The organism is Marinospirillum perlucidum, from assembly GCF_003336805.1.
Classification (GTDB): domain Bacteria; phylum Pseudomonadota; class Gammaproteobacteria; order Pseudomonadales; family Halomonadaceae; genus Marinospirillum; species Marinospirillum perlucidum.
The window spans coordinates 109,658-123,663 of the sequence record NZ_QFWJ01000010.1; the positions used below are offsets into that span (position 1 = coordinate 109,658).

13 protein-coding genes and 1 pseudogene are annotated in these 14,006 nt (G+C 49.9%); 10 read left to right on the top strand and 4 right to left on the bottom strand.

What is annotated here, in order from left to right; all coding sequences use genetic code 11:
• Positions 1-7: 7 nt before the first annotated feature.
• The 5 genes from DFK18_RS12275 to lpxC all read left to right on the top strand — a co-directional run bounded on the left by DFK18_RS12275 (position 8) and on the right by lpxC (position 5,536).
• Positions 8-961 carry a D-alanine--D-alanine ligase gene (locus DFK18_RS12275; RefSeq protein WP_114418557.1) on the top strand — a complete coding sequence of 318 codons (954 nt, stop codon included), beginning with the start codon at positions 8-10 and terminating at the stop codon, positions 959-961.
• A 102-nt stretch (positions 962-1,063) separates the two neighbouring features.
• Complete coding sequence (locus tag DFK18_RS12280; protein ID WP_162299777.1) at positions 1,064-1,663, top strand: cell division protein FtsQ/DivIB; 600 nt, start codon at positions 1,064-1,066, stop codon at positions 1,661-1,663.
• 57 nt (positions 1,664-1,720) lie between these two features.
• Complete coding sequence (gene ftsA, locus DFK18_RS12285; RefSeq protein ID WP_114418559.1) at positions 1,721-2,983, top strand: cell division protein FtsA; 1,263 nt, start codon at positions 1,721-1,723, stop codon at positions 2,981-2,983.
• A 166-nt stretch (positions 2,984-3,149) separates the two neighbouring features.
• Positions 3,150-4,460: a cell division protein FtsZ gene (gene ftsZ, locus DFK18_RS12290; RefSeq protein ID WP_114418560.1), complete on the top strand. Its 1,311-nt coding sequence runs from the start codon at positions 3,150-3,152 to the stop codon at positions 4,458-4,460.
• A 161-nt stretch (positions 4,461-4,621) separates the two neighbouring features.
• Complete coding sequence (gene lpxC / locus DFK18_RS12295) at positions 4,622-5,536, top strand: UDP-3-O-acyl-N-acetylglucosamine deacetylase (RefSeq protein WP_114418561.1); 915 nt, start codon at positions 4,622-4,624, stop codon at positions 5,534-5,536.
• 27 nt (positions 5,537-5,563) lie between these two features.
• Here lpxC and DFK18_RS12300 read toward each other — a convergent pair whose 3' ends face one another.
• Entirely contained in the window at positions 5,564-6,022 is a 459-nt protein-coding gene (locus DFK18_RS12300; RefSeq protein ID WP_114418562.1) for a DciA family protein, read from the bottom strand.
• Positions 6,023-6,103: 81 nt separating this feature from the next.
• Here DFK18_RS12300 and DFK18_RS12305 point away from each other — a divergent pair, with 81 nt between their 5' ends.
• The 4 genes from DFK18_RS12305 (at position 6,104) to DFK18_RS12320 (ending at position 12,092) form a co-directional block, all read left to right on the top strand.
• Complete coding sequence (locus DFK18_RS12305; RefSeq protein ID WP_114418563.1) at positions 6,104-7,033, top strand: M23 family metallopeptidase; 930 nt, start codon at positions 6,104-6,106, stop codon at positions 7,031-7,033.
• Between the two features lie 150 nt (positions 7,034-7,183).
• A complete protein-coding gene (gene secA / locus DFK18_RS12310) occupies positions 7,184-9,895 on the top strand; it encodes a preprotein translocase subunit SecA (RefSeq protein ID WP_114418564.1) in 2,712 nt (903 codons plus the stop codon).
• A gap of 11 nt (positions 9,896-9,906) precedes the next feature.
• Complete coding sequence (gene argJ, locus DFK18_RS12315) at positions 9,907-11,124, top strand: bifunctional glutamate N-acetyltransferase/amino-acid acetyltransferase ArgJ (RefSeq protein ID WP_114418565.1); 1,218 nt, start codon at positions 9,907-9,909, stop codon at positions 11,122-11,124.
• A 29-nt stretch (positions 11,125-11,153) separates the two neighbouring features.
• Positions 11,154-12,092 carry a Nudix family hydrolase gene (locus DFK18_RS12320; RefSeq protein ID WP_114418566.1) on the top strand — a complete coding sequence of 313 codons (939 nt, stop codon included), beginning with the start codon at positions 11,154-11,156 and terminating at the stop codon, positions 12,090-12,092.
• Here the strand turns inward: DFK18_RS12320 and DFK18_RS12325 are convergent.
• Positions 12,076-12,288: a DNA gyrase inhibitor YacG gene (locus tag DFK18_RS12325; protein ID WP_114418567.1), complete on the bottom strand. Its 213-nt coding sequence runs from the start codon at positions 12,286-12,288 to the stop codon at positions 12,076-12,078. The two genes, DFK18_RS12320 and DFK18_RS12325, sit on opposite strands and share 17 nt — an antisense overlap.
• A complete protein-coding gene (gene coaE, locus DFK18_RS12330; RefSeq protein WP_114418568.1) occupies positions 12,285-12,908 on the bottom strand; it encodes a dephospho-CoA kinase in 624 nt (207 codons plus the stop codon). The genes DFK18_RS12325 and coaE overlap by 4 nt, the downstream gene beginning before the upstream one ends.
• A gap of 181 nt (positions 12,909-13,089) precedes the next feature.
• Here coaE and DFK18_RS12335 point away from each other — a divergent pair, with 181 nt between their 5' ends.
• The gene (locus tag DFK18_RS12335; protein ID WP_114418569.1) at positions 13,090-13,455 is read left to right on the top strand and encodes a histone-like nucleoid-structuring protein, MvaT/MvaU family; all 366 of its coding nucleotides are present in this window, start codon (positions 13,090-13,092) and stop codon (positions 13,453-13,455) included.
• Between the two features lie 420 nt (positions 13,456-13,875).
• On the opposite strand, the pseudogene DFK18_RS14700 reads toward DFK18_RS12335, so the two are convergent.
• Positions 13,876-14,006 (bottom strand): annotated as a pseudogene (locus DFK18_RS14700) (IS481 family transposase); the annotation flags it as partial.

The following is a 14,006-nucleotide window of genomic DNA, read 5'->3' on the forward strand; positions in this document are numbered from 1 at the left end:
GTCCTGGATGCAGGCAAGCCAAGAAGAAATCAAACAACTGGGTCGCGTTGCCGTTCTGATGGGAGGTTGCTCAGCAGAAAGGGAGGTATCCCTGAAAAGCGGGCAGGCCGTATTGACGGCTTTGTTGGAAAGCGGTGTTGATGCCTTTGGGCTGGATTTGGGAAAAAATGCCCTGGCACAATTGCTATCTGAACCCATGGATCGTGCTTTTATAGCCCTGCATGGCCGTGGTGGTGAAGATGGCTGTATACAGGGTGTCCTGGAGTGGCTGGGGGTTCCCTACACCGGCAGTGATGTGATGGCGTCAGCTCTGGCCATGGACAAATTCAAGTGTAAACAAGTGTGGATGGGGCAGGGCTTGCCCACACCAGCTTCCTGTCTTTTGACCGAAGCAAGTGATCCTGAAGCGGTGGTTGCAAAATTGGGCTTACCCTTGATGGTTAAACCGGCTCATGAAGGTTCCAGTCTGGGAATGAGTAAGGTGAATTCGGCTAATGAGCTGCGACAGGCCTGGAAAGAAGCCAGTCAATATGATGGCCGTGTTCTGGCAGAGCGCTATATTCAGGGCGCTGAATTTACCGTTAGTATCCTGGATAAACAGGCGTTGCCGGTTATTGGCTTGCAAACCAGTCATGATTTTTATGATTTCAGTGCCAAGTATGTCACAGGAGACACCCATTACCTCTTGCCTTGCGGCCTGCCTGAAGAGGAACAGCAATCACTGCAGCAGCTGGCTTTGGATGCTTATCTGGCTGTGGGGTGTGAAGGCTGGGGACGCGTTGACATCATGGTGGATGCCGAAAACCAGCCCTGGCTACTGGAGGTAAACACCAGTCCGGGGATGACCAATCTCAGCCTGGTGCCTCAGGCAGCCGCCTATCAAGGCATCGGCTTTCAAGAACTGGTATTGATGCTGATCAAGCTGGCTCGACTCAAAGTCTATACCGAGGCGGTCGAATAAAAAATGGCGGGTGGCCTGAGTACCTGGGTAAAAACCCTGGCTCCCCTAATGCTGCTACTGTTTTTGTTGGCAGCGGGTCTTCACTGGATGCTAGCCAGGCCGGTGGGGCAGGTCGCTATTTATGGCGAGGTGGCTCACCTTGATCAGGAAGACATTCGCCAGCGAGCCTTGCCCTGGCTGGCAGAACCTTTTTGGAAAGTGGATCTTGAAGGGTTGCGTAGGGCATTGGAAGAAGCTCCCTGGTTAAAGGAAGTGCGCATCAGCCGCAATTGGCCGGACAGGATCAAGATGGAACTGGTTGAGCGCAAACCCTGGGCATTCTGGAATGAAGGCGCTTTGATCGATGAGCAGGGCGAAGTTTTTTATCCTCACAATCGTGATGATTTAAATCTGAATGTGCAGCTGGTCAGTGCAACTGATCAGTTGCAGGAAGTCTTAAGTCTGTATGAGCTTATGTCACCGGAATTGAACACTTTGGGCGTAAAAGTTAGCTTAATTGACCTCAAACCGCGAGGTGCTTGGCAAATTGAGCTTGACACCGGCGTTACACTTTTACTTGGGCGTGATAATATAGAAAGACGATTGAACCGTTTTTTCTGGATCTGGAAAAACTGGACAGAACAAAAACGACAAGAGGTCGACACAATAGATATGCGTTATCCCAATGGTCTTGCTGTAGAATGGAGACAGTCCAGGGGGTAACCTGACCGGCTTCGGCCTGCTGGCACTGAAGCAAGACGCTAGGAGTTTTCCTTTATTATGGCACAAGAGTCTAACCCGGGAAGTTTGGTTGTCGGACTGGATATCGGCACTTCAAAAGTCGTTGCCATAGTTGGCCAGCGAACGCCCGAAGGTAATCTGGAAATTATTGGCCTGGGGTCGCACCCTTCACGCGGACTGAAAAAAGGGGTGGTCATCAATATTGATTCCACGGTTCAGTCGATTCGCCGAGCCGTTGAAGAAGCTGAACTCATGGCAGGCTGTGAAATACACTCGGTTTATGTGGGTATTGCCGGCAGCCATGTGCACAGCATGAATTCTCACGGTATCGTGGCTATTCGAGATCGTGAAGTCGGTGAAGCTGATCTGGAGCGAGTCATTGACGCGGCAAGGGCTGTGGCAATACCGGCCGACCAAAAAATTATCCATATATTGCCGCAAGAGTATGCTATAGATAACCAAGAAGGCATTCGTGAGCCTTTAGGAATGTCTGGTGTTCGCCTGGAAGCCAAGGTGCATCTGGTGACCTGTGCAGTGAATGCCGTTCAGAATATTGAAAAATGTGTGCGTCGCTGTGGCCTGGAAGTAGAAGACATTATTCTTGAGCAGTTGGCTTCCAGTTACTCGGTACTGACTGAAGATGAAAAAGAGCTAGGTGTCTGCCTGGTGGATATTGGTGGCGGCACCACGGATATTGCCATCTTTACCGAAGGAGCCATTCGCCATACTGCAGTGATACCGATTGCCGGTGATCAGGTGACCAATGATATTGCCATGGCTCTGCGTACGCCGACGCTGAACGCAGAAGAGATCAAAATCAAGTATGCTTGCGCCCTAACCCAGTTGGCAGGGCCGGATGAATTGATTAAAGTGCCCAGCGTTGGCGACCGTCCACCGCGGGAACTTTCTCGCCAGGCTTTGGCAGAGGTCGTGGAGCCTCGCTACGATGAATTGTTCACTCTCATTCAAGCAGAGCTGAGACGTAGTGGTTTTGAGGATCGTATTGCTGCCGGTATAGTGTTGACCGGTGGTACCGCGAAGATTGAAGGTGCTGTGGAACTGGCTGAAGAGATTTTCCATGCACCGGTGCGTTTGGCCAGCCCTCAGTTTGTTGAAGGGCTGAATGATGTGGTTAGCAATCCCATCTACTCTACAGGTGTGGGCTTGCTGCACTACGCTTTGCAGCGAACGGACAGTGAAGCTTTACCAGAAGGCGGCTACCGCTATGATAGCCAGGTTGAAGAAGATGCAAATGAAGCCTTGATGGGGCGTATCAAGCGCTGGTTTCAGCGCCAATTTTAATAAGGCGTTAAAACAGCATCATATTGAATTAGTTCGATTTTTGAATTGATGTGTTTTCTTCTGCAGGCTGGATTTGTTAGTCTAGAGCAAATTTTCGTAATTATGGGTCGATTAGCAGCGCCAATATCAATTTTTTGCGTGAGCGTTGTTTTCAGGAGACGGGCAAATGGCTTTTGAGATAGTTGAAAATACACCTTCCTCCCTGGCAGTGATTAAAGTCATTGGTGTAGGTGGCGGGGGTGGTAATGCTGTCGCTCACATGGTGGCTAACCAAATCCAGGATGTGGAATTTATCTGTGCCAACACGGATGCCCAGGCTCTTAAAAATATTGACAAGCAGGTCAGCGGTATCCTGCGCAAGCAAAAAGCAGTGGAAACAGCTCGCCATACCGGGCAAGCCAGCAGCGCTGACGCGGTACTGGAAATGTCGCGTGTTCAGCTGAGTGAAGAGGAAATGCAGGAAGAAGAAGCTGCATTTCTAAGCGATACCCCTATCATCAAGATTCAGTTGGGTGGTGACATTACCAAGGGCTTGGGCGCGGGTGCTAATCCCGAGGTTGGTCGTCAATCAGCGCTGGAAGATCGTGAGGTGATTGCCGATATTCTCCAGGGTGCCGATATGGTATTCATCACTGCTGGCATGGGCGGCGGTACCGGAACAGGTGCTGCCCCGGTGGTGGCTGAAGTGGCTAGCGAGCTGGGTATCCTTTCAGTAGCAGTTGTAACCAAGCCCTTTAATAATGAAGGCCCCAAGCGGATGCGTTTGGCTGAAGAGGGGATTGGTGAGCTAACCAAGCACGTCGACTCTCTGGTGGTTATTCCCAATCAACGTCTTCGTGAAGTCCTGCCCAAGGGGATTACTCTGAAGGGGGCTTTTGCTAAGGCAAACGACGTTTTGCTGGGGGCGGTCAAGGGGATTGCCGATGTAATCACTCATCCCGGTGAAATGAACGTCGATTTTGCCGATGTGCGCACGGTGATGTCAGAGATGGGCACGGCCATGATGGGGGCTGGAGCAGCCTCCGGTGAACAGCGCCATCTGCAAGCTGCTGAACAAGCTATTCGTTCACCGCTGCTTGAGGACATCGATCTTAAAGGCGCCAAGGGTATTCTGGTCAATATTACTGCCAATGCTGACCTGGAGTTGGAAGAGTTTGATGAAGTCATTGCTCTCATGTATGAGCATGCCGATGAAGATGCCACCATTATTGTTGGTAATACAGTTGACCCCTCCCTGGGGGATGAGCTGCGGGTTACCGTAATCGCAACCGGTTTGGAAAATAAAACTGAGGTACCCAAAAAAGCAGAAACGGAAGCAGCCCCGAGATCTGGAAAAAGAGCGGCTTTGGCGGATACCGGTATTTCCGGAGGTGCGCAGGCAGCTCGCCAGGCTACTGCCAGAGCTCAGGCGGCTCCAGCAGGTGATCAGGCCTCTATGCTGGATATTCCCACCTTCCTCAGAAAACAAGCAGATTAGTAACGCAAAAAAAGCTAAAAATACGAAACTTATCTCTTTTACTAAAGACTAAAGTTTCGCTGCTAGCATTTTTTTGTTAAAGTTACATGAAATTATGGCTCGGCTTATATAGGCTGGGTTCTTCCTGAATATCTAGCTCTTGTGAGCTGAGAAGAGTGACAATGATTAAACAGTGTACTCTCAAAAACACCATCAGGGCGACTGGAGTTGGCCTGCATTCCGGTGAAAAAGTTTATTTAACCCTTCGACCTGCACCGGTTAATACGGGCATTGTTTTCCGTCGTGTGGATCTTGATCCTGTGGCAGAAATTCATGCTCGTGCTGACAATGTTGGTGAAACTACCTTGTCCACCACCCTTTGTGAAAAGGGTGTAAAGGTCAGTACCGTAGAGCATCTGCTTTCGGCTCTGGCTGGCTTGGGGATTGATAATCTTTATATTGAAGTCAGTGCGGCCGAAGTGCCGATCATGGATGGAAGTGCCGGGCCTTTTGTGTTTCTTGTGCAATCAGCGGGTATTCAGGAACAGGAAGCCGCTAAACAGTTTATCCGTATCAAGAAAAAGGTGGCTGTCAGCGAAGATGACAAGACAGCCAGCTTTGAACCCCACGAAGGTTTTAGGGTTGGTTTCAGTATCGATTTTGATCACCCAGTTTTCCGTGATCAGAAACAGACGTCGACGATTGATTTTTCTACCACTTCTTTCGTTCGTGAAGTGAGCCGTGCGCGCACCTTTGGTTTTATGCGCGACATTGAATACTTGCGTTCCAGGAATCTGGCGCTGGGTGGCAGCATGGAAAATGCCATAGTGGTGGATGATTACCGGATTCTTAATGAGGATGGCCTGCGTTACGAAGATGAATTCGTCAAACACAAGGTGTTGGATGCCATTGGTGACCTCTATCTTCTCGGCAAGAGTCTGATCGGCGAGTTTAAAGGGCATAAATCCGGACATGGTTTGAACAACAAGCTCTTGCGTGAGTTGATCAGCCAGCCGGATGCCTGGGAAGTGGTTACTTTCGAAGGAGAGGAAGCCAAGTCGCCCATTTCCTATACAACTGCCGCAGCCTTGGCCTAATCGGCAATTGATCCTAAAAAAGCCAGCTTATTGCTGGCTTTTTTGTTTTTTACCGATGCTGGTTAGAGCTGATTTAAGTTTGGGGTTGTCGGTTTCCTTGGCCAGTTCCAGCAGTTGCAGACGCGTCTGCTCAGAAATGGGTTTGCCTTTGGGTTCTTCCTTGCTGGCCGGAGGCGTTGGCCTGACTTTGAGTTCTATGTCTTTTAGTTCGGGAAGCAGGGTCTGGAGTTTCAGCAAGAGTTCGGGTTTCAAGTAGCGAAAGCGTGTTAACTGGAGAGCGCTGGGCGTTAGTAGCAAGAGTCGGCCTGCCTGATAATTACCGACGCGATAATAATCCCTGCTCTCATCGGGTAGATGATGCAGTACAAGTGTTTCAATATGTTGCAGTTTTGCAGCTTGGTTAAAAATACCCCCCAGAACTGAGGTGTCTTTGTTAATAAGTGCATTTAGGGATTTTGTTCTACCCTCTCTTGCCTTTATACTCACACCACCCCCTTCAAGATATTGGAAAAAAGATCTTAGCTAAGAACCAGCAGAACACCAAGGGGCAAACACAGGAAGCGATCAATGAACCTGATTTTTTGCAGCAATTCGCACAGTTCCAGTAAATCCTTCAGGCTGACTCCAGGTCTCCTTGCCATTATTTTTGCAGTGGTATTTACGCTGCCTGCAGCCATTGGCGGAACCTTTGTCTACTGGTGGGTGGATGCGAGTGAACGTCTGCATAACAACAAAGCCAATCGCATGATGGAAGAGGAACTCCAGGCCCAGCGCGAAGAGATTGAAGAGATTAAGCGCCGTTCGATTGAGCGTATTGACGCCTTGACGCCGCGTATTGGTGAACTCCAGGCTCGCTTATTGAGACTGGATGCCCTGGGTAAGCGACTGACTTCTGTTGCTGAGCTGGGTGATGAATTCAACTTTGATCAACCCCCACCCATGGGCGGCCCCGAGTCTTTTTATGAAGAGAGTTCGGGTTATAACGATACCGAGTTGATGGATACCTTGGATTCACTCAGCCGTAAGATTGAACAGCGTCATCAACAGCTGGAGTTGATTCATTCACTGCTGACTGAACGCAATCTGGCTGATCAGGTTTATTTGGCTGGTCGTCCCGTGACCAGTGGTTGGATGTCTTCCACCTTTGGGCGTCGCAGTGACCCCTTCACTGGTCGTACTTCCTGGCATGAGGGTCTGGATTATGCAGGCCGTGAAAACTCCGAAATTGTAGCTACAGGTGCGGGTATTGTCGTTCATGCATCTGAGCGCGGTGGTTATGGCAACCTGGTAGAAATTGACCACGGTGATGGATTTGTTACTCGCTATGCTCACATGAACAGCTTCAACGTAGAGAAGGGACAGCTAGTTCAGCGTGGCGATGTTCTTGGCTACATGGGTTGTACCGGGCGCTGTACCGGTACTCATGTGCACTATGAAGTGATACGCCAAGGCCGCCCCGTAGACCCTGCTCGCTACGTAGCCCGATCAGCCCCCTAGCACCTCCTGCCTTTTTCTTCAGCACCCGCTTCTGGCGGGTGTTTCTCTGTGGTCAGAGTGTTAAAATCCCTCTAAACACTTTTTAACAAAAACGTGCTATGTTGAGCGGCCAATTTTATTGATCCCTCACATCACGGGTAAGGACAGTCAATGATTACCCCCCTATTAAAGAAGATTTTTGGTAGTAAAAACGACCGCGAACTCAAGCAACTGCGTAAACTGGTTGAAAAGGTCAATCAACTAGAGCCGGAATTCTCGCAGTTGAAAGATGAAGACTTTAAAACAAAAACCCAGGCCTTTAAGAAGCGGGTTGCCGAAGGAGAAAGTCTGGATCAGTTGTTACCGGAAAGCTTTGCTCTGGTTCGTGAAGCGGGTCAGCGAGCCTTGGGGATGCGTCACTTTGATGTTCAGTTAATTGGTGGCATGGTACTGAACCAGGGGAAAATTGCAGAAATGCGCACCGGTGAAGGTAAAACCCTGGTAGCGACCCTGGCAGTATATTTGAATGCTCTGGCTGATAAGGGTGTGCACGTAGTCACGGTGAATGACTACCTGGCTCGCCGTGATGCGGACTGGATGGGAAAACTCTATACCTTTCTGGGCCTCAGTGTGGGTGTTATTTATTCAGGACAGAAAGCTGAAGAAAAGCGTGAAGCCTATCAGGCTGATATTACCTACGGCACCAACAATGAGTTCGGTTTTGATTATCTGCGCGATAACATGGCTTTTTCTCTTAAGGATCGTGTACAAAGAGGCCATTTCTTTGCCGTAGTCGATGAAGTGGATTCCATCCTGATTGATGAAGCTCGTACACCTCTGATTATCTCTGGTGCAGCGGAGGATAGTTCAGCACTTTACAAGACCATCAATCGCCTGATTCCTTCCTTGACACCCTGGGATGAAGAAAAAGAGGAAGGCGATTTCATTGTTGATGAAAAACAACGCAACCTGGAACTGACCGAACAGGGTCACCAACTGGTCGAAAAACTGTTAGCGCAAGAAGGTCTGATTCAGGAAGGGGATAGTCTCTATTCAGCTAGCAACCTCAATCTTCTTCACCATGTGCACTCAGGTTTGCGTGCTCATCATATGTTCCATAAAGACGTGGATTACATCGTCAATAATAACCAGGTGGTGATCGTTGACGAGCATACCGGGCGTACCATGCCGGGTCGTCGGTGGGGCGAAGGCCTGCATCAGGCGATTGAAGCCAAGGAAAACCTGCCTATTCAGGCAGAGAGCCAGACTCTGGCATCTACCACCTTCCAGAACTACTTCCGTATTTATGAAAAGCTCTCGGGCATGACAGGGACCGCCGACACCGAAGCCTTTGAGTTTAACCATATCTATGGCCTGGATGTGGTCGTTATTCCGCCGAATAAAAAGGTTCAGCGCAAGGATTACAATGACCTGGTTTACATGTCGGCTGAAGAAAAGTTCGAAGCCATCATCAAGGACACCCAGTTTGCAATCGAAAAGCAGCAGCCCGTCCTGATCGGTACGGCTTCTATTGAAACCTCCGAATATGTCAGTCGTCTGCTGAAGAAAGCAGGTATTCAGCATAAGGTGCTGAATGCCAAACAGCATGAAAGCGAGGCCGACATTATTGCCCAGGCGGGCCGTCCCGGTGCGGTAACCCTGGCCACCAACATGGCCGGTCGTGGTACCGATATCGTTTTGGGTGGCAACTGGGAAAATGAAGCCGCGAAATTGAAAAATCCCAGTGACGACGACTTACAGCGCCTCAAGTCGGAATGGGAACAACGTCATCAGCTGATTCTGGAAGCCGGTGGCCTGCATGTGATCGGTACCGAACGCCATGAATCCCGGCGTATCGATAACCAGCTGCGAGGCCGGGCTGGCCGTCAGGGTGATCCGGGTACAACCCGTTTCTTCCTGTCCCTGGAAGATAGCCTGATGCGCATTTTTGCCTCTGATCGCGTCAAAAGCATGATGAGCATGCTGGGTATGCAAAAAGGGGAGGCCATCGAGCACAAGATGGTGACCAATGCGGTGGAAAAAGCCCAGCGCAAGGTTGAAGGGCGCAACTTTGATATTCGTAAGCAGCTGCTTGAATACGATGATGTTAATAATGACCAGCGTCAGGTGGTTTACAGTCAGCGCCGCGAAATTCTGGAAGCCCAGGATATTGCTGAAGAAGTCGAAGAAATGCGCTGGGATGTGCTCTCGGAAGCTATATCCCTGTTTATTCCGCCTCAATCCATGCCTGAGCAATGGCGAATTGCCGAGTTGGAAAAGCATCTGGAGACGGAATTTAATCTACCTGTGCCGGTTCAGCAGTGGTTGGATGAAGATAAAAGTCTGCATGAAGAAACCCTCAGGGAAAAACTCCACGAAGAGCTGGAAGCTGCCTACAAGGCCAAGGATGAGCAGGCTGGTGGTGATTTGCTGCGACGCTTTGAACAGCAGGTGATGTTGCAGGTGCTGGATACCCGTTGGAAAGAACATCTGCAAAATATGGATCAATTGCGCCAGGGTATCCATCTGCGTGGATATGCTCAGAAAAATCCCAAGCAGGAATACAAAAAAGAAGCCTTTGGGTTGTTCGAGAACTTCCTGGGTAACGTACGCCGGGATGTTGTCCGGATTCTCAGTCATGTGAAAATCCGAACCCCGGAAGAGGTTGAAGAACTGGAACGCCAGCGTAAGGCTGAAGCCGAATTGCTACAGCAGCGGCAAAAAGCCCAGCATGATGCGCCTGCAGCACCCGGGCAGAAAGAAAGCGCTGGTGAGCAGCAGGGTCAACCTTTTAAACGTGAATACCCCAAGGTCGGTCGGAATGAACCCTGCCCCTGTGGTTCCGGCAAAAAATACAAGCAGTGTCACGGTAAACTCAGTTAAGAGGCAAGAGCATGGCCGTTGGAGAAATTTCCCTTCCTGAATTCCATGAGATTTCAGGGTTGCGTTTAGGTACCACCAGTGCAGGCATCAAAAAGCCGGGCCGCAAAGACCTGGTTGTTATTGAATTGCCGGAGGGTGCCAGCTGCGCCGGTGTATTTACTCTGAATTCCTTTTGCGCTGCGCCCGTGCAGCTGGCGAAGGAACATCTGCAAGCAGATCCACCGCGTTACCTGGTTATCAACACCGGTAATGCTAATGCCGGTACTGGTAAAATCGGTCTTGAGAATGCCAAGCTGACCTGCGTTGAGTTGGCTGCTCTGACCGGTGTTAAAGCTTCTCAAGTGCTGCCTTTCTCAACCGGCGTTATCGGTGAGCAACTACCCATGTCTCGGCTGCTTGAAGGCTTGCCGGCTGCGGTTTCAGCTTTGACAGCCGCTGGCTGGGCCGAAGCTGCAGCTGGCATCATGACTACGGATACCCGACCCAAGGGAGCAACAGCTTCTTGCCATATTCAGGGACAGGAAGTGCGTATTAGTGGTATTGCCAAGGGTGCCGGCATGATCAAGCCGAATATGGCCACCATGCTGGGTTTTGTGGCAACCGATGCAAGCCTGGATCAGCAATTGCTCAAGCAGCTGCTCAAGGAAACCTGTGATCAAAGTTTTAACCGCATCACGATTGATGGTGATACCTCCACCAATGATAGCTGTCTGCTGCTGGCGACGAATCATGGGCCCGAGGTGAGTGAAGCTGCCCCCGAAGATCTGGCTGCTTTTCGCCAGGCTCTCTTAAGCGTTATGCAGGAACTAGCCTGGATGATCGTTCGTGATGGTGAAGGGGCGACCAAGTTCGTTCGGGTTGAAGTGGCTGAAGCTGCCAGCCAACAAGAAGCCTTGGATGTTGCCTACACCGTGGCTCATTCACCCTTGGTCAAAACAGCTCTCTATGCCAGCGATGCCAATTGGGGGCGGATACTGGCGGCTGTTGGTCGTGCTCCCGGCATGGAGAACCTGAAGGTGGAGGGAGTTACCGTCTATCTGGATGATGTTCTCCTGGTTGAGGAAGGTGGGCGTGCTGCCAGCTATACGGAAGAACAGGGTTCAGCTGTGATGCAGCAGAGCCAGCTGGCTCTTAGAATTCATCTGGGTCGGGGTGAAGCCAGGGAAGATGTGTGGACTTGTGATTTTTCACATGATTATGTGACCATTAACGCCGATTATCGCACCTAAATACATCTGTCCTAGAGGTAGACTGAGCTATGCCCCATCCCCTGCTGGTTGCTGCAGCAGCGATTATGAATGATCAGGGTGAAGTCCTGATTGCCAAGCGACCCCATGATGTTGATCAGGGCGGACTCTGGGAGTTTCCCGGCGGTAAACTGGCACCCTATGAAACCGGGTTTCAGGCGCTACAGCGGGAAATCCAGGAAGAGCTGGGAATCCAGATACTTAAAGCGCGGCCACTGATTCGTGTAAACCATCATTACCCTCACAAGAAGATCCTGCTGGATGTCTGGAAGGTGCTTTGCTTCGAGGGCGAGCCCTGGGGTCGTGAAGGTCAGCCGGTTCGCTGGGTGAAGTTGGAAGACCTGCACTCCTACCAGTTTCCCGAAGCCAATGGCCCTATAGTCAATGCGCTCTCTCTGCCTGACGAATACGTCATTACCGGTTCCTGCGAGGATGCTGAAGCCAGTCTTCGCAACCTCCACCAGGCACTGGAAAGAGGCGCAAAGCTGATTCAGCTCAGAGACCACCAGCTGGATGCTGATAGCTATCAGCAGCTGGCAGAGGAGTTTCTTAAGGTCTGTAATCAGGCAGGCGCCAGTCTGATCCTGAATGCAGAGCCAGAATTACTGGAAAAAGTGGATGCTGCCGGCGTTCATCTGACTGGAGAGCGGCTTATGAGCCTGTCTGAGCGGCCTTTACCCAAGAGCAAGTGGGTCGCTGCATCCTGTCATGATCTGGCTTCTGTACGTCAAGCCAGAGCTCTGGGCGTTGATTTCATAACCCTGTCACCGGTTTTCTCGACCACTTGTCACCCGGATGCCTTGCCTCTGGGTTGGCAACGTTTCAAGGAACTGGTCGAATACGAGGCCAGGATGCCCGTCTACGCCTTGGGCGGGATGCAACCGGAAGACAAGCGCCGCGTCTTTGCCCTAGGGGGGCAGGGCGTGGCTGGCATCAGTCATTTCTGGTGATCAAACTCTCATCGTAGTTCATTTCATCAAGAGCCGGTTCGCCGGCTATCTTGTGTTCTTCCGCTGCCCAGCTGCCCAGGTCGATGAGTTTGCAACGCTCACTGCAAAACGGCCTCCAGGGATTGCTGGCAGCGATGGCACTGGCCTGCCCGCAAGTGGGGCAGGTAAAAATGCGGGGGGTTGAGGATGGACTCATGCTTGACTCCGAGCCAGTTGCAGATAATAGGAATGCCAGTAGTCTACCTGCTTTTGTAATTCGTTAAAGCCCTGGCTGTTATCGATCACATCGGTAGCCGCTTCAAGGCGCTTGTCTCGACTGATTTGCTGTGCCATGATTTTTCGCACCAGCTCTGGCGTATTGCCATCCCGGTCACAGGTTCGTTCCAGCTGCAAAGCTTCGGGAATATCAATAACCAGTATTCGATCCACCAGCTGGTCCTGACCGGTTTCCAGTAAAAGTGGTGAAGACAGAATTGAATACTCGCTGGGGGCAGTGGTCAGAGCTGCCTCGACTTTTTGTCTGACCCAAGGGTGGATTAACTCCTCCAACCATTTTTTATCGCCCGGATTATTAAAAACGCGTTCACGTAAAGCCGCACGGTTTAATCCCCCTTCGGGATTTTGTAACTCCTGGCCAAACTGGTTAAAAACATCAACCAGTAAGGGAGAGTCTATTGCCAAGGCTTCACGGGCCAGGACATCGGCATCGATAACGGCAATACCGTGCATTTGAAAAAGATCCGTTGCTGCCGTTTTACCAGAACCAATTCCTCCAGTTAAGCCGATCACGAGTTTTTTCTTGGCTGAATCACTCATTTTCCACCTATTTTCTTTTGCTTGAGTGGGATAGACCCCGTTAGCCTTAAATAAATCCTGCTTTTTTGAAACTTTGTCTGAATTGAGCGGTCATTGTAGCGACTAATTTAAAAATCGACTTGCCAAAAATAGACTTTTGTATAAAAATTACAGCGCCTGTTGAAAATCTTAGGAGAAATGCATGTCCATTTTAGCTTCGTATCGTGAAAAAGAAGAATTAATGCGCAAACTTCAGGACGAACTGCGCAAGATGGAAGAAAACACCCAACTTAAAAAAGAACTAACTTTCAAACAGGAAATTGAATCCGTTCTGGATAAACATGGTCGTTCCGTCAAGGATCTGGTTGAGATTTTTGACCTGGCTCCCGAAACGGCTCCAAAATCCGGAAAAGGCAACCGCCGCACCCGTAAAATGAAGGTTTATGTTAACCCTAAAACCGGTGAGCGCATTGAAACGCGTGGTGGCAATCAGAAACAACTGAAAGCCTGGAAGGCCGAACATGGTTCTGATGTTGTTGAAGGCTGGGTTGTAGAAGAAAAGGATTAAGCTGAGTCTATTTCAGTTTATAAAAACCCCGGTTTTTCCGGGGTTTTTTTATGTCCGGGATTTGTCTGTAAACTTTACTCTTCGACTTTAATTCGGCTTTTCTTTGCAATCTCTTTCAGGTCCTACTCATTGCTAGCAATCAAGGATAGCTGGCTTCCCAGGGAATTGTCTTAATAACAAATAATATGAATCAGGCTTTGTAAGAGCCTAGGATCAACGGCATAAGTCTAGTTATGAACCGGATTCTTTCCTGCTAAATCTTAGCTTTTTCAACTTTTCATAAGTCGCAGTGCATGAGTGAGGCAGGCGTTTCCAAAAACCTTCCAAAGAAACAATAAATAGTCTTGTAATCGCAGCTAGAGCCATATTGATGGACTTCTTGAAAAATCTTATCCTGAATTTCAGAATTAGGATTTGCGGCTAAGTGTCGGGTCCCGCATGATTAACAACCCGTTTATGAAATAATTCTGGGCGTTTTTCTTGCCACCCTTTCATTGCTTCAATGGGTGGATGATGGTTCAGTGCTTTCTGCGGAATATGGTGATTATACA